The sequence below is a fragment of the Paenibacillus sp. FSL H7-0703 genome (assembly GCF_038003485.1).
Lineage (GTDB): Bacteria > Bacillota > Bacilli > Paenibacillales > Paenibacillaceae > Paenibacillus > Paenibacillus polymyxa_B.
This window is the reverse complement of sequence record NZ_JBBOPF010000001.1, coordinates 3,022,864-3,041,768: the sequence shown is the minus strand read 5'-3', so window position 1 is coordinate 3,041,768 and position 18,905 is coordinate 3,022,864. Positions and strand designations below refer to the sequence as shown.

Annotated in this window: 16 protein-coding genes and 1 tRNA gene; 15 read left to right on the top strand and 2 right to left on the bottom strand. The window is 45.9% G+C overall.

Annotation, left to right across the window (positions count from 1 at the left end; genetic code table 11):
* The first annotated feature begins 271 nt into the window (after positions 1–271).
* The 7 genes from MHB46_RS13335 (at position 272) to MHB46_RS13305 (ending at position 6,929) form a co-directional block, all read left to right on the top strand.
* Positions 272–1,222 (top strand): ROK family glucokinase, encoded by a 951-nt coding sequence (locus tag MHB46_RS13335; RefSeq protein ID WP_013308253.1) that lies wholly within the window; start codon positions 272–274, stop codon positions 1,220–1,222.
* A gap of 66 nt (positions 1,223–1,288) precedes the next feature.
* Positions 1,289–2,188: an RNase adapter RapZ gene (gene rapZ / locus MHB46_RS13330; RefSeq protein WP_013308254.1), complete on the top strand. Its 900-nt coding sequence runs from the start codon at positions 1,289–1,291 to the stop codon at positions 2,186–2,188.
* A gap of 12 nt (positions 2,189–2,200) precedes the next feature.
* A complete protein-coding gene (locus tag MHB46_RS13325; protein ID WP_023986485.1) occupies positions 2,201–3,187 on the top strand; it encodes a gluconeogenesis factor YvcK family protein in 987 nt (328 codons plus the stop codon).
* Positions 3,188–3,192: 5 nt separating this feature from the next.
* Entirely contained in the window at positions 3,193–4,137 is a 945-nt protein-coding gene (gene whiA, locus MHB46_RS13320) for a DNA-binding protein WhiA (RefSeq protein WP_061830212.1), read from the top strand.
* Positions 4,138–4,273: 136 nt separating this feature from the next.
* Positions 4,274–4,543 (top strand): HPr family phosphocarrier protein, encoded by a 270-nt coding sequence (locus tag MHB46_RS13315; RefSeq protein WP_013368811.1) that lies wholly within the window; start codon positions 4,274–4,276, stop codon positions 4,541–4,543.
* Between the two features lie 274 nt (positions 4,544–4,817).
* Positions 4,818–5,579 carry an SIMPL domain-containing protein gene (locus MHB46_RS13310; protein WP_341162577.1) on the top strand — a complete coding sequence of 254 codons (762 nt, stop codon included), beginning with the start codon at positions 4,818–4,820 and terminating at the stop codon, positions 5,577–5,579.
* A gap of 240 nt (positions 5,580–5,819) precedes the next feature.
* The gene (locus tag MHB46_RS13305) at positions 5,820–6,929 is read left to right on the top strand and encodes a PdaC/SigV domain-containing protein (protein WP_341162576.1); all 1,110 of its coding nucleotides are present in this window, start codon (positions 5,820–5,822) and stop codon (positions 6,927–6,929) included.
* Between the two features lie 126 nt (positions 6,930–7,055).
* Here MHB46_RS13305 and clpP read toward each other — a convergent pair whose 3' ends face one another.
* Both clpP and MHB46_RS13295 read right to left on the bottom strand, forming a co-directional pair.
* Positions 7,056–7,652 (bottom strand): ATP-dependent Clp endopeptidase proteolytic subunit ClpP, encoded by a 597-nt coding sequence (gene clpP, locus MHB46_RS13300; RefSeq protein WP_013368815.1) that lies wholly within the window; start codon positions 7,650–7,652, stop codon positions 7,056–7,058.
* Between the two features lie 210 nt (positions 7,653–7,862).
* Positions 7,863–7,937 (bottom strand) — tRNA-Arg (locus MHB46_RS13295).
* Positions 7,938–8,206: 269 nt separating this feature from the next.
* On the opposite strand from MHB46_RS13295, the gene MHB46_RS13290 reads away from it, so the two are divergent.
* The 8 genes from MHB46_RS13290 (at position 8,207) to rnr (ending at position 18,744) form a co-directional block, all read left to right on the top strand.
* Entirely contained in the window at positions 8,207–9,244 is a 1,038-nt protein-coding gene (locus tag MHB46_RS13290) for a sugar-binding transcriptional regulator (protein ID WP_341162575.1), read from the top strand.
* A 94-nt stretch (positions 9,245–9,338) separates the two neighbouring features.
* Positions 9,339–10,349: a type I glyceraldehyde-3-phosphate dehydrogenase gene (gene gap / locus MHB46_RS13285; protein ID WP_023986488.1), complete on the top strand. Its 1,011-nt coding sequence runs from the start codon at positions 9,339–9,341 to the stop codon at positions 10,347–10,349.
* Between the two features lie 120 nt (positions 10,350–10,469).
* Positions 10,470–11,651 (top strand): phosphoglycerate kinase, encoded by a 1,182-nt coding sequence (locus MHB46_RS13280; protein ID WP_341162574.1) that lies wholly within the window; start codon positions 10,470–10,472, stop codon positions 11,649–11,651.
* Between the two features lie 59 nt (positions 11,652–11,710).
* Positions 11,711–12,463, top strand: a complete 753-nt coding sequence (gene tpiA, locus MHB46_RS13275; RefSeq protein ID WP_023986490.1) for a triose-phosphate isomerase — start codon at positions 11,711–11,713, stop codon at positions 12,461–12,463.
* Position 12,464: 1 nt separating this feature from the next.
* A complete protein-coding gene (gpmI, locus tag MHB46_RS13270; protein ID WP_341162573.1) occupies positions 12,465–14,009 on the top strand; it encodes a 2,3-bisphosphoglycerate-independent phosphoglycerate mutase in 1,545 nt (514 codons plus the stop codon).
* Between the two features lie 63 nt (positions 14,010–14,072).
* On the top strand, positions 14,073–15,359 hold the full coding sequence (gene eno, locus MHB46_RS13265) for a phosphopyruvate hydratase (protein ID WP_013308266.1): 1,287 nt from the start codon (positions 14,073–14,075) through the stop codon (positions 15,357–15,359).
* Positions 15,360–15,699: 340 nt separating this feature from the next.
* Entirely contained in the window at positions 15,700–15,933 is a 234-nt protein-coding gene (gene secG / locus MHB46_RS13260; protein WP_013308268.1) for a preprotein translocase subunit SecG, read from the top strand.
* A gap of 195 nt (positions 15,934–16,128) precedes the next feature.
* A complete protein-coding gene (gene rnr, locus MHB46_RS13255) occupies positions 16,129–18,744 on the top strand; it encodes a ribonuclease R (RefSeq protein ID WP_341162572.1) in 2,616 nt (871 codons plus the stop codon).
* The last annotated feature ends 161 nt before the right edge of the window (positions 18,745–18,905 follow it).

The window sequence follows — 18,905 nt, the reverse complement described above, 5'->3', positions numbered from 1 at the left end:
AGGCTAACGGGAGAGCGAAGGAAACCTCTGTTATGCCGCATCTTTTGTTCAGGAGGAGAAAGCCTGCTGCATTTTTGCACAGGCTTTCTCCTTTTTATGGGTGCGTGAGGTTAAAAGTTCCGCTAATCGTACACTTTTCAACAAGGAAGTGTCCTTGACCGTAACGGGGGCTTCAATTATAGTTGGAACGTAGGATTACTATTATGAAGTAGGAATTGTAAGCATATATTTCATACCAGGTTTTTAAGTAAACATAAAGGTGGCTTGGAACATGTCTGAAAGTATCTATGTAGGTGTCGATTTGGGCGGTACCGCGATTAAAGTCGGCATTTGTAATGAAAACGGACAGCTTTTGCACACATATGAGGGACCAACCGAAACCGATAAGGGTGTAGACGTTGTCATCGGTAATATCGAAAAATATGTGCGGCATATTGTTGAGCAATCTCCTTATGAGTGGGATCAACTAAAGGGTGTCGGTGCAGGCGTTGCAGGTTTTACGAATGTTCGTGATGGTATTATTGTCCTCGCTCCTAATATTGGCTTTCGTGACGTACCGATCCGTGCGCTCCTAGAGAACCGGATTGGCAAGCCTGTGAAAATAGACAACGATGCGAATGTTGCTGCGCTGGGTGAGGCTTGGGCTGGTGCAGGCAAAGGCATCGAAAACTGCGTATGCTATACCCTGGGAACAGGCGTAGGTGGCGGTATTATTATAAACGGTAAAATATACCAAGGTTCTTCGGGCATGGCCGGAGAAATTGGCCATATCAGTGTCGTACCTGATCTGGAGGCTATTCAGTGTGGATGCGGCAAAATGGGTTGCTTGGAAACTGTATCCTCCGCAACAGGCATCATTCGTATGGCCAAGGACGCTGTGGAACGTGGCGACCGGACCTCTCTGGCGCTGGAAGATCAAATTGCTGCCAAGGAAGTATTTGATGCTGCTAAAGCTGGAGATGAAGTCGCGCTGCGTATCGTGAACCGGGCTGCCTTTTATTTGGGGAAATCCATGGCAGCGGTTGCCGCTGTGCTTAATCCAGAGTTGTTTATTATAGGCGGCGGTGTTTCTAAAGCAGGCGACTTTTTATTTGAAGAGATGCGTCGCGTATACGCCAAGCTGGCACCTGAACCGCTTCAAAAGGGTGTATATATCGTACCAGCGGTGTTAGGCAATGACGCAGGTATTGTAGGGGCTGCAGGGTTGCTGCTACGTTCCTGATCCACAGGTTATTGATAATACGGGTACTGGCATAGAGCGAAGAAGCAAAAGGAGAGGGAAGTCCATATGACAGACAACCTAAAAAATGCTGCGCCGTGGGCAACGCTCATTATTATTACGGGGATGTCAGGTGCAGGGAAGACCATTGCGGTTCAGAGCCTGGAAGACTTGGGCTTCTTCTGCGTTGATAATTTGCCCCCTGTGCTGATTCCTAAATTTGCCGAGTTGATTGAGCAGTCTAACGGTAAAATAGGCAAGGTGGCACTCGTAATTGATTTACGCGGACGAGAATTTTTCACTGCCTTGTCGGAATCGTTGAATTATATTAAAGATCATTTTACGATTCATTGTGAAATTTTATTCTTGAATGCGAATGACGGCGTTCTCGTACAGCGGTACAAGGAAAGCCGTCGACGTCATCCGTTGGCTCCAGACGGCATGCCTTTGGATGGGATTCGGTTGGAGCGCAAGATGTTGGAAGAACTAAAAAGCTCAGCTACACAGGTTATTGATACAAGTGTGATGAAGCCTGCAACCTTAAAGGCGAGGATTATTTCACGATTTTCTCATCTGGAGAGCAGTATGCTTTCCGTGAACATTACTTCTTTTGGCTTCAAGTATGGTATTCCCATTGATGCCGATCTTATATTCGATGTGCGCTTCCTGCCTAATCCCCACTATGTGGACCAACTACGTCCCCACACGGGACAGGATAGCGATGTATATGATTATGTCATGAAATGGCCCGAGACTCAGGCATTCTTGACCAAGTTGCTGGATATGTTACACTTTTTGATTCCGCAATATCGCAAAGAAGGCAAAAGCCAGGTCATTATCGGCATTGGCTGTACTGGCGGTAAGCATCGTTCTGTTGCAATATCGGAGTATTTAGGAAAAATGCTGGGTGCCAGCGAGACAGAATCTGTTTCTGTTTCGCATCGGGATGCTGATCGGGACCGGCATTAATGAGGTGAAATCATGAAAGAGACCGGATCACAACGGGAGCGCCCACGTATTGTTGTTATGGGCGGCGGAACCGGCTTGTCCGTCATGCTGCGGGGCTTAAAGCAAAAGCCGCTAGATATTACGGCTATTGTTACAGTCGCTGACGATGGCGGAAGCTCCGGGATTTTGCGCAGTGAGCTGCAAATGCCCCCTCCAGGGGATATTCGCAATGTGCTGACTGCCTTGGCTGACGTAGAACCAGTGATGTCAGATATGCTGAAATACCGTTTCGGTGCGGGATCAGGATTGTCAGGCCATAGTCTGGGTAATCTGATTTTAGCAGCGATGACCGATATATCGGGAGATTTTGTAACGGCGGTGCGTGAGCTTAGCCGTGTATTTGCTGTCCGGGGACGTGTGCTGCCGGCAGCCGAGGAAGGCGTTGTGCTAAGCGCCGAGATGGAGGATGGCACGGTGATTACCGGGGAGTCCAAGATCCCGGAAGCGGGCGGACGAATCAAACGCGTCTTTCTTGAACCGACTCACGTGGAGCCGTTGCCTGAGGCTGTAGAGGCCATTAATGAAGCTGATGCCATTTTGATTGGCCCCGGCAGTCTATATACCAGCATATTACCGAATTTGCTTGTACCTAAACTCGCTGAAGCTGTAGTAAAATCAGACGCTATCAAAATATTTGTCTGTAACGTTATGACCCAGCCTGGCGAAACCGATGGTTATACGGTAGGGGATCACCTGCAAGCTATTTTTGAGCATGTAGGGCATCATCTCTTCGACTATGTCATTGTAAATAATGGAGAAATTCCACCCCAAGTTCAGGAAATGTATGCTGAGCAGGGAGCCAAGCCAGTTCAAGTAGACATGGGCGAGCTGACCGACCGGGGATATAAAGTGGTGGCAGATACATTAGTTCTGTTCCGCACGTATTTACGGCATGATGCCGACAAATTGAGCCAGCATATTTACCAATTGGTACAAAACTGGATATTAAGAAGGAGGTGAGTCCCTTGTCCTTTGCGGCACAAACGAAAAAAGAGCTTACGATGATTGAAAGCCAGTCCTGCTGTGAGAAAGCGGAACTATCTGCGCTCATACGTATGCTCGGATCCGTACAACTGTCGAATAAAAGGGTGATATTGGACGTGTCTACAGAAAATGCCGCGATTGCAAGGCGGATTTACTCCTTGATCAAGAAGCATTTTCAACTTCATATCGAACTGCTTGTACGGAAAAAAATGCGCTTGAAAAAAAATAATGTGTACATTGTCCGTATTCCCAATGGTGTGCAGCAACTGCTAAAGGATCTTTATATCGTCACAGAAGGTTTCTTATTCACTGACGGGATTAATCGGGATATCGTTCGGAAAAACTGTTGTAAGAGGGCTTATTTGCGGGGCGCCTTTATGGCAGGTGGCTCTGTCAACAATCCTGAAGGATCGTCTTACCACCTTGAAATTTCTTCGATGTATGAGGAGCATTGTCAGGCCCTCGTTGATCTTGCGAATGAATTTCATCTAAATGCTCGCTGTATTGAGCGAAAAAAAGGTTTTATTCTCTACATCAAGGAAGGCGAGAAGATCATTGAGCTGCTTAGCATCATTGGGGCGCATCAAGCCTTGTTCAAATTTGAAGATGTACGCATTATGCGCGATATGCGCAATTCCGTAAATCGCATTGTCAATTGTGAAACGGCTAATTTGAATAAGACGATCGGAGCTGCTGTCCGGCAAATTGAGAATATTAAGTTGCTGGAGAGGGAAGTTGGTTTGGAGACCTTGCCGGATAAACTGCGTGAAGTGGCAGAAATTCGGCTCGCTCATCCCGATTTGAATTTGAAAGAAGTCGGGGAAATGCTTAAAGGGGTCGTGAGTAAATCGGGTGTAAATCATCGGCTTCGCAAAATTGATGAGATGGCTGACAAAATTAGAGGCGAAAATGGCCTGATTCCGTAAAAAGAGTGTCCATGGGGCTTTTAGCCCCGGTTTTTTTAGTTTTTTTTCTAGTGTCTGTCCCGGGTTAATGTTATAATGTGATAAATAAAATGGAGTAAGTAGTGTCCAGATTTATTTGATGAGGGGGTAAGCTGACATGTCAAAACATCCGGTAGTCGTACGCTTGAAAACAGGACTGCACGCCAGACCTGCTGCGTTGTTCGTACAGGAAGCGAATAAATATTCATCTGAGATTTTTGTGGAAAAAGAAGACAAAAAGGTTAATGCCAAGAGCATCATGGGTATTATGAGTCTTGCCATCAGTACAGGTACTGAAATCAATATAAGTGCTGAAGGTGCGGACGCCGAACAGGCTGTAAACGCTTTAGTAAGTCTGGTTAGTAAGGTAGAGCTGGAAAATCAATAAACAAAGATTTGCTTTGTAATATGGTGTATGCTCTTAGTGAAAAGCCCCCTTTGGGGCTTTTTTTTGTATCCAGAAAAAAGTCTTCGAACGCTCCTCCGTTAACTGTTCTATGTGTGGATTTGTTGAATATAGAGACTGTATTAAGTTCAAGTTATAAATAATTAAAATTTCCATGGTCATGCTCTGTTTCGGAAATATGGATGCTTGGCTGCAACCTTTTTCCGTCATTTCCGTCTGGAAGGTACAAACATTTACAAGAAAGAGGTTGAATTCAATGAGACTTTGGACAAAAACAGTAGCCACGGCAGTTCTCGCAGGAGCATTAATGGCAGGGGGAGTAGCAGGAGGATTATGGACAGGGGCAGATCGTGCCTATGCTGCGTCAACAGCTTCGACGGTAAACGGAGTAATTAATGTGACTGGAAGCGGGGAAGTATTGGCGAAGCCCGATATTGCTTATCTCTCTATCGGTGTACAATCGGAAGGGAATACGGCAGCCGCTGCTCAAAAAGCCAATGCTACAAAATTGAACAAGGTTACACAACTGCTGAAAGAAAAGTGGAGCATCAAGGCAGGTGACATTCAGACCAGCCAATTTTATGTACAGCCTAACTATACCTATAACGAAAAAGAAGGGCAGAAGCTCAAAGGCTACACTGCCAACCATACACTTTCCGTCAAATACCGCGATTTGGATAAAATCGGTCAGTTGTTGGATGAGGCGACCAAGTCCGGAGCCAATAACGTAGATAATATACGTTTTTCCGTGGAAGATCCTTCGACTTATGAAGAAGAAGCCATTACTAAGGCATTGGGAAGCGCACAATCTAAAGCCAGTGCTGTAGCTAAAGCAGCCAAACGCGGGTTAGGTGCTCTTGTGAATGTGACGGTAGATGGCGGAGAAGCACAAGTCTTTACACAACGTGAAAATGCCATGTCAAAATCGCTCTTGGATGTAGCAGGTGGCGGGACAGAGATACAATCGGGGCAAGTAACAGTGAAAGTTCAGGTATCGGCTCAATACGAAATGAACTAATACAGATCATCAAACGAAGCCACAAGCGGCCTGCATCATGTGCAGGTTGGCTTGCTGGCTCTTTTTGTATACCGAAACCTTTTTGTAATGAGTCTGTCATAGCTAAGGGTTATTAGGTGTACATATTGAAATCGGAGAGTGTACAGATTGTAAACTACATACAATAGGGTATAGATATAATAAGAAAAGTGGTTATCACACATAGACAATACAGATCATATAACAGGAGGAATACTTAATATGAGTAAGCGTACGAAAAAATGGGGTTCAGCACTGCTGGCAGCAGGGATTTTAGCAGGAGTCGCAGCTGTTCCCGTTTCCTATATCCAGGCAGCATCGACCAAACAGCAGCAAGCGGCAACACAGCAACCAGGAATCGCCATCCAATGGAATGGTAAAACGTTACCCGCTAAAGGTGTTCAAGTGAACGGGAGTACAATGGTTCCGGTGGCCGCACTGCGTGACAGCTTGGGGATTCCAGTAAGCTATGATGCGAAAACAACGACATATACCGTAGGTAGTGGTTACAATAAACTTTACATTATGGCTTCTTCCTCGGATGCCTACGTCAACGTCAATGGAATCAATACACGTAGCATGGATGCCAAACAGATCGCTGGGAAGCTATACATTCCTATGAGTCTGCTGAAAGACTATCTAGGCATAGATGCTCAATGGAACGCAGCTCAGAAAACAGTAACGCTTAGTAAAAGCCAGCTAAATCCGATCACAATTGCGTCTCAAACACTTCCAGCATCGAGTAATGCGAAGGTGTCCTACAAGATTAAGTATCCGCAAATCAGCGGCAGCCAACTGAATCCTGAGGCTCAACAGGCCATTAACAATGTGCTTAAAAAGCATGCAGAGGGTATATTGGCAGCAGGTAAAAAGATGATGGCTGAGGGAGAGGCTACAACAGAAAGACCGTATGAGTTCGGAAATGATTTTGCGATTGCCTATAACAAAAATGGTATTCTGAGTGTGATTATGCAGGATTACTCGTATACGGGTGGCGCACATGGCATGACGGCACGTAAAGGATATACGTTCTCGCTCGCTGATGGTAAACTGCTGCAATTGTCTGACGTTTTGAAGGCAAATCCGAACTACAAAAAGTTCCTCAATGCTGATTTGAAGAAAAAAGTCGATGCGATTCAGGCTGGCGAAGGATTCGGCAAATTTAAAGAGCTGGCGGCAGATCAGAATTTTTATGTGACGAGCAGTGGAGTAACAATTGTGTTTGATTTGTATGATTATGCGCCATACGCGTATGGAATTCCGGAGTTTACCTACTCGTTCGGTAAAGTGCTGCCTCAAGGCGGAAAGCCTTTTGCGGGACAGAATGAATAGTAGAAATAAACAAGTTCAATTGTCTATAACCTAAAAAAACAACAAAGCAAAAAAGCTGCCTACCGGATAAGAACATCCGGAGCAGCTTTTTTCATTTACCAGCTATCGAGAGGTGAATTTCTTCTCTTATACACCTTCTGGAGAGGAGCTAGTTAGCACTTTATCAATAATACCGTATTCCTTGGCATCATCAGCGGACATGAAGTAGTCACGGTCTGTGTCTTTTTCAATGCGCTCCAGTGGTTGGCCTGTGCGATCTGCGAGAATGCGGTTCAGTTTATCACGCATTTTCAGAATGCGGCGTGCGCGGATTTCAATATCCGTTGCCTGGCCTTGTGCACCGCCCAGTGGTTGGTGAATCATAATTTCACTGTTTGGCAAAGCGAAACGTTTACCTTTGGCGCCTGCATTCAGCAAGAACGCGCCCATGGAAGCCGCCATACCTACGCAAATCGTAGATACGTCAGGTTTAATGTATTGCATCGTATCGAAAATGGCCATACCAGCTGTAATGGAACCGCCAGGACTGTTAATATACAAGTGAATATCTTTTTCAGGATCTTCGGCAGCCAAAAACAGCATTTGCGCAATAATAGAGTTGGCTACAACGTCATTGACGTCCGAGCCTAACAAAATAATGCGATCCTTCAACAGTCTGGAATAAATGTCATAGGCGCGTTCGCCGCGGTTACTTTGTTCTACTACCATAGGAACATAGCTCACGTCAAAAAACCTCCCTTAAATATCGTTAGTGGATTTGGTGGACATGCCGATTACACGTCCCTTATTTATAAACTGTTACCGTATTAACCACATGATAAACAATTTCAAACAAAAAGTCAAAGAAAGTCAAACTAATGATTAAAAAAAAGAGCCCTCAGCGCTCTTATGGGTTAAAACATTATGTAGAAGCATTTATGCGTTCATTTAAAATGGCGCGCCCGCGAGGAATCGAACCTCGATCTCAGGCTCCGGAGGCCTACGTCATATCCGTTGGACCACGGGCGCATAGTTCAATCAATGCAAACAACTAACTAATTAAACAGCTAATTGGAAACAAAGATGATTATATGATATACAGCAGTGAATTGCAAGCTTTTATTAAATGCGCATATTCAGGCAAATGGTTGAGAAATATAGGTTCAGATAGACTTGCATGTGGAGCAAATATTGGTTAAGATATACGTGGGACTTAAAAAGTTATCCCGGGACGTTTTAAGACCAGTTAGAGATAGAGCATTAGAGACAGAACTTAGAAGTGTGCGGGAGTGGAAAGCATGCGAAAGATATTAGAAATACAGAAGCAGCTTCTGCCCGACCTCATGGATGTTTTGAAAAAAAGGTACACGATCCTGCATCAGATTATGCTGTCCGATGTTGTTGGACGCAGAACACTGGCAGCTTCACTGAACATGACTGAGCGCGTGTTGCGCGCCGAAACCGATCTTCTTAAAGCTCAAGGGCTAATTGAGATTGAGAGTGTAGGCATGAAGGTGAGCAAAGCAGGACTGGATCTGCTGGAACAGCTGGAGCCGATTGCGAACAACTTGTTCGGCCTGTCCCAATTGGAGGACCAGATTCGTCAAGCCTATGGTTTGAGGAAGGTGGTTGTCGTTCCAGGGGATTCGGATGCTTCTCCGTTAACAAAGCAGGAGCTGGGGCGCGCTGGAGCAAAAGCGTTGCTGAGTGTTATGGACGACGAGGATGTGGTCGCTGTAACAGGTGGCACGACGATTGCCGACGTGGCGGAACAACTGGCACTACCTTCTAATGGCCCACTTAAGGGTGGGTGGTTTGTACCGGCACGCGGGGGTTTGGGAGAAAGCATGGAAATGCAGGCCAACACAATTGCTTCCACAATGGCTCGCAAGGTAGGCGCTCAATACCGTCTGCTCCATGTACCGGATTTGCTCAGCAATCATGCTTACAACTCCTTGCTTGAAGATACGAACATTCAGGATATATTGAACCTGATTCGCGAGAGTCGTATCATCATTCACGGGATAGGCAACGCCATAGCGATGGCACATAGACGTAAACTTGATCCCGAAACCTTTGCCCAGATCAGCAGTGAGGGGGCCGTTGCCGAATCGTTTGGTTATTACTTTAACGAAGATGGCGTCGTTGTTCACAGAATGCTGACGCTTGGACTCCGATTGGAGGACATCAGGCGAACCGATACCGTTCTAGGTGTAGCTGGAGGCAAGAGCAAGGCGGCCGCTATTCATGCGGTACTGCGTTTCGGGCAAGAGGACATTCTAGTCACCGACGAAGGCGCTGCTGTTGAGATTGTAAGTCGTTATTTAAATGATTAATATTGGATTTATGAATAGTGTTGTCTTGACGGGCTTTCGGGTCTGTCTTGAATATATAAAACTAAACTAAACGAACTTTGGGAGGAACTCACTCATGACAGTTAAAGTTGGTATTAACGGTTTCGGACGTATTGGACGCCTTGCTTTCCGCCGGATTCAAAATGTGGAAGGTATTGAAGTAGTAGCAATCAATGACTTGACAGATTCCAAAATGTTGGCACATTTGTTGAAATATGATACAACACAAGGTAATTTCCAAGGACAAGTAGAAGTACATGATGGCTTCTTCAAAGTAAACGGTAAAGAAGTTAAAGTTTTGGCTAACCGCAACCCTGAAGAACTGCCTTGGGGAGACCTGGGTGTAGACATCGTTCTGGAATGTACAGGTTTCTTCACAACTAAAGAAGCTGCTGAGAAACATTTGAAAGGCGGCGCTAAAAAAGTTGTTATCTCCGCTCCAGCTACTGGTGACATGAAAACTGTCGTTTACAACGTAAACCATGAAATTCTGGATGGAACTGAAACTGTAATCTCTGGTGCTTCTTGCACAACGAACTGCCTGGCTCCTATGGCTAAAACACTGCAAGATAAATTTGGTATCGTTGAAGGCTTGATGACTACAATTCATGCTTACACTGGCGACCAAAACACTTTGGATGCTCCACATGCTAAAGGTGACTTCCGTCGTGCTCGTGCAGCAGCTGAAAACATCATCCCTAACACAACTGGTGCTGCTAAAGCAATCGGTTTGGTTATCCCTGAGTTGAAAGGTAAATTGGATGGCGCGGCTCAACGTGTTCCAGTACCTACAGGTTCCCTGACTGAGCTGGTAACAGTTCTGGAGAAAAACGTAACTGCTGAAGAAATCAACGCTGCGATGAAAGAAGCTTCCGATCCTGAAACTTATGGATACACTGAAGATCAAATCGTTTCTTCCGACATCAAAGGTCTTACTTTCGGTTCTTTGTTTGATGCAACTCAAACTAAAGTTCTGACTGTTGGCGACAAACAACTGGTGAAAACTGTAGCTTGGTATGACAATGAAATGTCTTACACTGCACAATTGATCCGCACGTTGGAATACTTCGCAAAACTGGCTAAATAAGAACAGTCTTATTGAGCAACAACATAGAGCGGAAACAGGTTATTGTTTCCGCTCTTTATATATCAAATGTGCCTTGAATTCCTGATTCGTAAAATTATAAGGGTGCGGAGGAATATGGAGATGAACAAAAAGAGCGTACGTGATATAGAACTGAATGGAAAACGGGTGTTTGTTCGTGTAGATTTTAACGTTCCGGTTGAGGACGGTAAAATTACGGATGACAAGCGTATTCGTGAAACCTTGCCAACCATTAACTACTTGATTGAAAAAGGTGCAAAAGTTATTTTGGCGAGTCACTTTGGACGTCCAAAAGGTCAGGTTGTTGAATCCATGCGTCTGACTCCTGTTGGCGTACGTTTGTCTGAGCTGCTGAAAAAGCCAGTAGTTAAAGTGGACGAATCGGTAGGCGAAGCTGTTAAAGCGAAAGTGGCTGAACTGCAAAACGGCGACGTGCTGTTGCTTGAAAATGTACGTTTTTATGCAGGAGAAGAAAAGAATGATCCTGAATTGGCGAAGCAATTTGCTGAATTGGCCGACGTTTTCGTGAATGACGCATTTGGTGCAGCACACCGTGCTCATGCTTCCACAGAAGGTATCGCGCATCTTCTTCCGGCTGTTTCCGGCCTGCTGATGGAGAAAGAATTGTCTGTAATCGGTAAAGCTCTATCAAACCCAGATCGTCCTTTTACAGCCATTATCGGCGGTTCCAAAGTAAAAGACAAAATCGACGTGATTGACAACCTGCTGAACATTGCAGATAACGTAATCATTGGCGGCGGTTTGGCTTATACATTTTTTAAAGCTCAAGGTCATGAAGTGGGTCAATCCCTACTGGATGAATCCAAACTGGACGTAGCTCTTGGATTTATTGAAAAAGCGAAGAAGCTCGGCAAAAAATTCTACCTTCCGGTGGATATTGTCATTTCTGACGATTTCAGCGCTACGGCGAATACTAACATTGTGGACATCGATGGTATTCCTGCAGATTGGGAAGGCGTGGATATCGGACCGAAAACACGTAAAATCTATGCAGATGTTATCAAAAACTCCAAATTGGTTGTTTGGAATGGACCAATGGGTGTATTTGAAATCGAACCTTTCGCTGGTGGTACTCGTGAAGTAGCGGAAGCTTGCGCAACAACTGAAGCATACACCATCATTGGTGGCGGTGATTCAGCGGCTGCGGCTGAAAAATTCCACTTGGCTGACAAAATGGATCATATCTCCACTGGCGGCGGCGCATCTCTGGAATTTATGGAAGGCAAAGCACTTCCGGGTGTTGTTGCACTGAACGATAAATAATCAAACGCACTATGCGTGAATAAAGCTTTAGGGCACCTAATAGTTAGGAGTTGAAACCATTGAGAACACCGATTATCGCGGGTAACTGGAAGATGTTTAAAACCGTACCAGAAGCTAAAACTTTCATCGAAGAGATCAAAGGCAAAGCAGAGGTTGCAGGAGTGGAAAGCGTGATTTGCGCACCATTTACGAATCTTCCTGCTCTGGTTGAAGCAGTAAAAGGCACGTCTATTAAAATTGGCGCACAAAACCTGCACTTTGCAGAAGATGGCGCATTTACAGGTGAAATTAGCGGTGGAATGCTGAAAGATCTGGGCGTAGACTACGTTGTGATCGGACACTCCGAACGTCGTGAATATTTTAATGAAACAGACGAAACGGTGAACAAAAAGGTTCATGCAGCATTCCGTCATGACCTGACTCCAATCGTATGTGTAGGCGAAAAGCTGGAAGATCGTGAAGCTGGACAAACCAAAGAGGTTGTAAAAGTGCAAACTGTAGCAGCTTTTGCTGGTTTGGCTAAGGATCAGGCAGCACAAGTAGTTGTTGCTTATGAGCCAATCTGGGCCATCGGAACAGGCAAATCTTCCACTTCGCAGGATGCGAATGAAGTGATTTCCTATATCCGTAGTCTGATTAAAGAGCTGTATGATGAAAATACAGCAAATGCTGTACGTATTCAGTATGGTGGCAGTGTAAAACCTGAAAATGTTACTGAGTACCTGGGTCAAAGCGATATCGACGGCGCGCTCGTGGGCGGTGCCAGTCTTCAACCGGCGTCGTACATCGCGCTTGTTGAGGGGGCGAAGTAAGATGACAGCACCAAAACCGGTAGCTTTAATTATTATGGACGGGTTCGGATTGCGTGACACCGTAGAAGGTAATGCGGTTGCGCAGGCCAACAAACCGAATTACGACCGGTATTTACAACAGTATCCTCATACAACGCTGACGGCTTCTGGCGAAGCAGTGGGTCTGCCTGAAGGACAAATGGGTAACTCCGAAGTAGGTCACTTGAACATCGGCGCAGGCCGAATTGTATATCAAGACTTGACTCGTATTTCGAAGTCCATCCGTGAAGGTGAATTCTACGACAATGAAACACTGGTTAAAGCAGTGCAACATGCCAAGAAGAACAACACGAAACTTCACCTGTACGGACTTCTGTCCGACGGCGGCGTGCATAGCCATATCAGCCATCTGTTCGCTATGCTGGATTTGGCGAAAAAAGAAGGCTTAACAGAAGTGTACATTCATGCTTTCATGGATGGACGCGACGTTATGCCTGACAGCGGCGTAGGCTTCATGCAGGAGCTGATCGCTAAAATTCAAGAAGTGGGCGTAGGCAAAATTGCGACTGTACAAGGACGCTATTATGCTATGGACCGCGACAAACGTTGGGAACGTGTAGAGAAATCCTACCGTGCAATCGTGTACGGAGAAGGCCCTCAATACACAGACCCAATGGAAGCATTAAAAGAATCGTATGAAAAATCAGTGTTCGACGAATTTGTGGAGCCAACGGTTATTGTGAAGGCTGACGGCAGTCCTGTAGGGCTGGTCGAAAGCAATGACTCTGTTATCTTCCTCAATTTCCGTCCTGACCGTGCGATTCAACTGTCTCAGGTATTTACAAACGCGGACTTCCGTGGTTTTGACCGTGGTCCGAAATGGCCTAAAGATCTGCACTTTGTTTGCCTGACGTTGTTCAGCGAAACGGTTGAAGGCTTTGTAGCTTACGAACCGAAAAACCTGGATAACACGTTTGGTGAAGTGTTGGTTCAAAACAACAAAAAGCAATTGCGTATTGCTGAGACTGAAAAATATCCGCACGTTACTTTCTTTTTCAGTGGCGGACGCGATGTGGAGCTTCCTGGCGAAACTCGTATTTTGATCAACTCGCCTAAAGTGGCTACATATGACTTGCAGCCGGAAATGAGTGCGTATGAAGTAGCGGATGCTGCTGTTAAGGAAATCGAAGCCGACAAGCATGATGCGATTATCCTGAACTTTGCCAATCCGGATATGGTTGGACACTCCGGTATGCTGGAGCCAACGATTAAGGCGGTAGAGACGACGGATGAATGTGTTGGACGTGTTGTAGATGCGGTTAAAGCCAAAGGCGGCGTGGTTATTATCATTGCTGACCATGGTAACGCGGATATGGAAATTGATGAGCAGGGACGTCCGTTCACAGCTCACACAACTAATCCGGTTCCGTTCATTTTGACTGACGAAAATATCGTTTTGCGTGAGCATGGAATACTGGCTGACGTAGCTCCAACGCTTCTCGATTTGATGCAACTTCCGCAACCTGCGGAAATGACAGGAAAATCTATGATTGCATCCCGCAAGTAAGCTTGATTTAATAAGTATAGGCTTGACCAATAAATCATGATTCACAAAGGAGATTAAGTACAAATGACTATTATTTCTGACGTGTACGCTCGCGAAGTCCTCGACTCCCGTGGTAACCCTACGGTTGAAGTTGAAGTATATCTGGAATCCGGTGCTATCGGTAGTGCTATCGTTCCTTCCGGTGCCTCCACAGGCGCTCACGAAGCTGTAGAGCTTCGTGATAACGACAAATCCCGTTACCTGGGTAAAGGCGTTCTGCAAGCTGTTAAAAACGTGAACGAAATTATTGCTCCTGAAGTAATCGGCTTGGATGCTGTGAACCAAGTAGAAATCGACACGTTGATGATCAAATTGGATGGTACACATAACAAAGGTAAATTGGGTGCAAACGCAATTCTGGCTGTATCCATGGCTGTAGCTCGCGCTGCTGCTGAAGCTCTGGGCTTGCCACTGTACACTTACCTGGGCGGATTCAATGCTAAACAATTGCCAGTACCAATGATGAACATCGTTAACGGTGGCGCTCATGCCGACAATAACGTTGACGTACAAGAGTTCATGGTTCTGCCTGTAGGCGCTCCTACATTTAAAGAAGCTCTGCGTGTAGGCGCAGAAATCTTCCACAACCTGAAATCCGTACTGAACTCCAAAGGTTTGAACACAGCTGTTGGTGATGAAGGTGGTTTTGCTCCTAACTTCAAATCTAACGAAGAAGCTCTGTCCACTATTATCGAAGCGATCGAAAAAGCTGGTTACAAACCAGGTGTTGACGTATTCCTCGGTATGGACGTTGCTTCCACTGAGTTCTTCAAAGATGGAAAATACACTTTGGAAGGCGAAGGAAAATCCTTCACTTCTGCTGAGTTCGTTGACCTGCTTGCTTCTTGGGTTGATAAATACCCAATCATCACTATTGAAGATGGTTGCTCCGAAGATGACTGGGAAGGTTGGAAATTGCTCACTGAAAAATTGGGCAACAAAATCCAATTGGTTGGTGACGACCTGTTCGTAACAAACACAGAGCGTCTGGCTAAAGGTATCGATGAAAACATCGGTAACTCCATCCTGATCAAAGTAAACCAAATCGGTACGCTGACTGAAACATTCGATGCTATCGAATTGGCTAAACGTGCAGGATACACAGCTGTTATCTCTCACCGTTCCGGTGAATCCGAAGACAGCACAATCGCTGATATCGCTGTTGCAACAAATGCAGGCCAAATTAAAACAGGTGCTCCTTCCCGTACTGACCGTATTGCGAAGTACAACCAATTGCTCCGCATTGAGGATCAACTGGGTGAACTGGCTCAATACCACGGCCTGAAATCTTTCTACAACCTGAAAAAATAATATTGCGCAAAAATGCTGATGGCGTCTCTTGACTCATGGTTTATGATCATGAAGTCTGAACGCTCAAAGCTTTTTCGCATGAATAAAACAGGCCTACTCGCCACCGCGAGCAGGTCTGTTTTTTGTTATTATGGATGTGTATGAGAATTTATAACTTTGAAAGGCTTAATGGCTGAGTGACTTGCTATAGCTGTTGTTATCTACTGGAAGCTGTGGTAGAATAAAAATAGTGTTTTGCGTTAATTTCCGGCTATTTATAACATGATATGTACATGTTTTCATAAAAGAGGCTGTGTTGTTTTGCAAAACAGATGTATAAGCTCAGGAGGTGGGATTTTTCATGGAAATCTTTTTGAAAGTGCTGCTCGTTGTGTTCTCGATTGCTGTTATTGCGGTTGTTTTACTGCAAAAGGGGAAAAGCGCAGGTTTGTCCGGTGCCATCTCTGGCGGTGCTGAGCATCTGTTCGGCAAGACAAAAGCTCGCGGTATGGATTTGATTTTACAACGCGCAACTGCTGTTTTGGGTGCGGGTTTCATGATCGTTTCTGTTTTAGTTGCATTTTTCGCAAAATAAGATAAATATGTACCTTAAGCCTTCGTTTCGCGGGAAACGGGGGCTTTTTTTAGATTTTGGACAGGCAGGGATGCCGTCGATTAAATTCGTGTATACTAGGGTATGAGTATATTAAGAGCCTTGTATCAGGAACAGGGAACAAGGACATGCGGATTTATTACTGAAAATTAAAGGTCACCCGAGGTGGACAATATTATGATAACAGAGCAACAACTACTCGATTTTATGCGCGAGACCGCATACAAACCCATGACTTACCAGGAGCTGGAGCAGCACTTTGATATTAAGGATGCGGAAGATTTCCGTGAATTTCTTAAGCTTTTGAATGCTTTGGAGGAAGAGGGGAAAATTCTGCTGACCCGCACAAATCGTTATGGTGTGCCGGAACGAATGGATTTGCAGCGTGGGCGTTTGCAGGCTCATGCCAAGGGATTTGCTTTTTTGATTCCAGAGGACCGGGAGCACCCGGATGTATATATTCATGCTAACGACTTAAAGAGTGCGATGAATGGAGATACGGTACTGGTAAGAGTGACGTCGAAGGGACCTGCGGGTGGCCGATTAGAAGGCGAAGTTGTGCGGATCGTGAAGCGCGCAGTGCTTCAAGTAGTAGGCGTGTTTCAGAGCCACGAAGCATACGGTTTCGTTTTGCCGGATGATAAGCGTATTAACCGGGATATTTTCATTCCAAAAACAAGCTTCAATGGAGCTGTAAACGGTCAAAAGGTCGTTGTGCGTATTGTGAGCTATCCAGAAGGACGAGCAGCAGCGGAAGGTGAAGTGTTGGAGGTTTTGGGTCATAAGGATGATCCGGGCGTCGACATTTTGTCAGTTATTCGTAAGCATCAGCTTCCGGAAGCTTTTCCAGATGAAGTGACAGAGGAAGCGGAGAATGCTCCCGACGCGATTACGGAAGAAGAGATTGTACGTCAGGGACGGCGCGATCTGCGTGATAAGATCATTGTTACCATTGATGGTGAGGATGCCAAAGACCTGGATGATGCTGTCAATGTAGAGCGCTTGCCGAACGGAAACTACCGTCTGGGCGTTCATATTGCCGACGTAGGGTATTATGTGCGTGAGAACTCCAAGCTGGATCAGGAGGCATATAACCGCGGTTGTAGCGTGTATTTGGTTGACCGTGTCATTCCTATGCTTCCACATCGACTTTCGAACGGAATATGTTCTTTGAATCCACAGGTGGATCGACTGACTTTATCCTGTGAGATGGAATTCAATGAGCATATGAAGGTTGTAAAGCATGATATTTTCACCAGTGTGATTAAAACGAAGGAACGGATGACGTACACTAACGTTCGCAAAATCCTCGAAGAGGAAGATGCTGAACTGATGGAACGGTACAAGGATCTCATTGATGTATTCAGCACGATGAAGGAATTGGCATTGAAGCTGCGTGCTAATCGAATGCGCCGAGGTGCGGTTGATTTTGACTTTGATGAAGCCAAAGTGATTGTGGATAATGAAGGCAAAGCTGTCGATATTGTAAAGAGAGATCGCACGATAGCTGAACAAATTATTGAAGAGTTTATGTTGGCGGCCAATGAAACGGTAGCCGAACATTTCCATTGGCTCAAAGTACCTTTCTTGTACCGGATTCATGAGGACCCAGATCCAGAGAAGCTGCAAAACTTTATGGCTTTCGCAGCTAATTTTGGGCATCAGATCAAAGGTAGAGGAAATTCCATTCATCCGCGTGCTCTGCAAACGTTGCTGGAAGACATTCAGGGTACGAAGGAGCAAACCGTGCTTAGCACGATGATGCTGCGTTCGATGAAGCAGGCAAAGTATGATGCGGAGTCGACAGGACATTTTGGATTGGCAGCGGAGTATTACTCTCATTTTACATCGCCGATCCGTCGTTACCCTGACTTGGTGATTCACCGTGTCATTCGTGAGGTATTGGAGAATGGCGGGGCTTTAACAGCCGAGCGTCAGGAATATTTGACTGCACGTATGCCTGATATTGCGCAGCAATCTTCCGAGCGTGAACGTGTAGCTGTGGATGCAGAGCGTGATACAGAGCAGATGAAAAAGGCTGAATACATGCTGGACAAGGTCGGCGAGGAATTCGAGGGGATCATCAGCAGTGTAACCAGCTTTGGGATGTTCATTGAGCTGGACAATACAGTGGAGGGCCTGACGCGTCTGAGTGCGCTTACGGACGACTATTATCACTTTGACGAGCAGCATATGGCGTTGATTGGCGAACGCACCTCCAAGGTGTTCCGCATTGGGGATGAGGTTAAAGTTCGCGTCGCGCGTGTGAATATGGAAGATTACACAATTGACTTTGAACTTGTCGATATGAAGCAACGGCAACGCCGTGAACGGACTGGCGGTACAGGACAGGGTGGAGACTTTGCGCGTGGCGAGAGCCGTGGTAAAGGCAAAGGCCGAGAAGGGCGTGACCGCAAGGGCGGCAAGGACAAGACTGGCAAAGAGCGTAAAGGCGGTCGTGATGTTACCGGGAAGCCAAAAGAAGCTGGCGCTGGTAACGGAGGGATTAGCACCGCAGGTCGTTCAGGGCGCGGCGGCGGAAGCGGTGCTGGGGCTGGCTCAGCTAGCAGCTTCGGCTTTGGCAGTGGTAAGGGCGGGTATAACTCGCCAACATCCGGGGCAAGCAAGCGACGGAAGAAGACGTCTGCCAGCGGTATTTTCATCGGCGGAGCAGCTACACCAGGTAGTGATGCCAGACCAAACGGTGAAGGCGCAGCACGTCGCAAGCGGAAGAATAAGGGCGGAAGTGTCGGCAATAGCACCGCGGGCTTTGTGCGGAAAAAGAAGAAGTAGGTAGCTAGAGCTTACTTACTTTGAAGGCTGGAGCTTCCATTGCAGTGAATGAAGCTGACTTGAAGCATAAGTTATACGGGCGGTTTCTGTCTGCTGTATTGGATGGAAGCCGCTTTGTTTTAAGTGTGATGTAAGTGTAAGTTAGCTTGACCTTTCTTGCT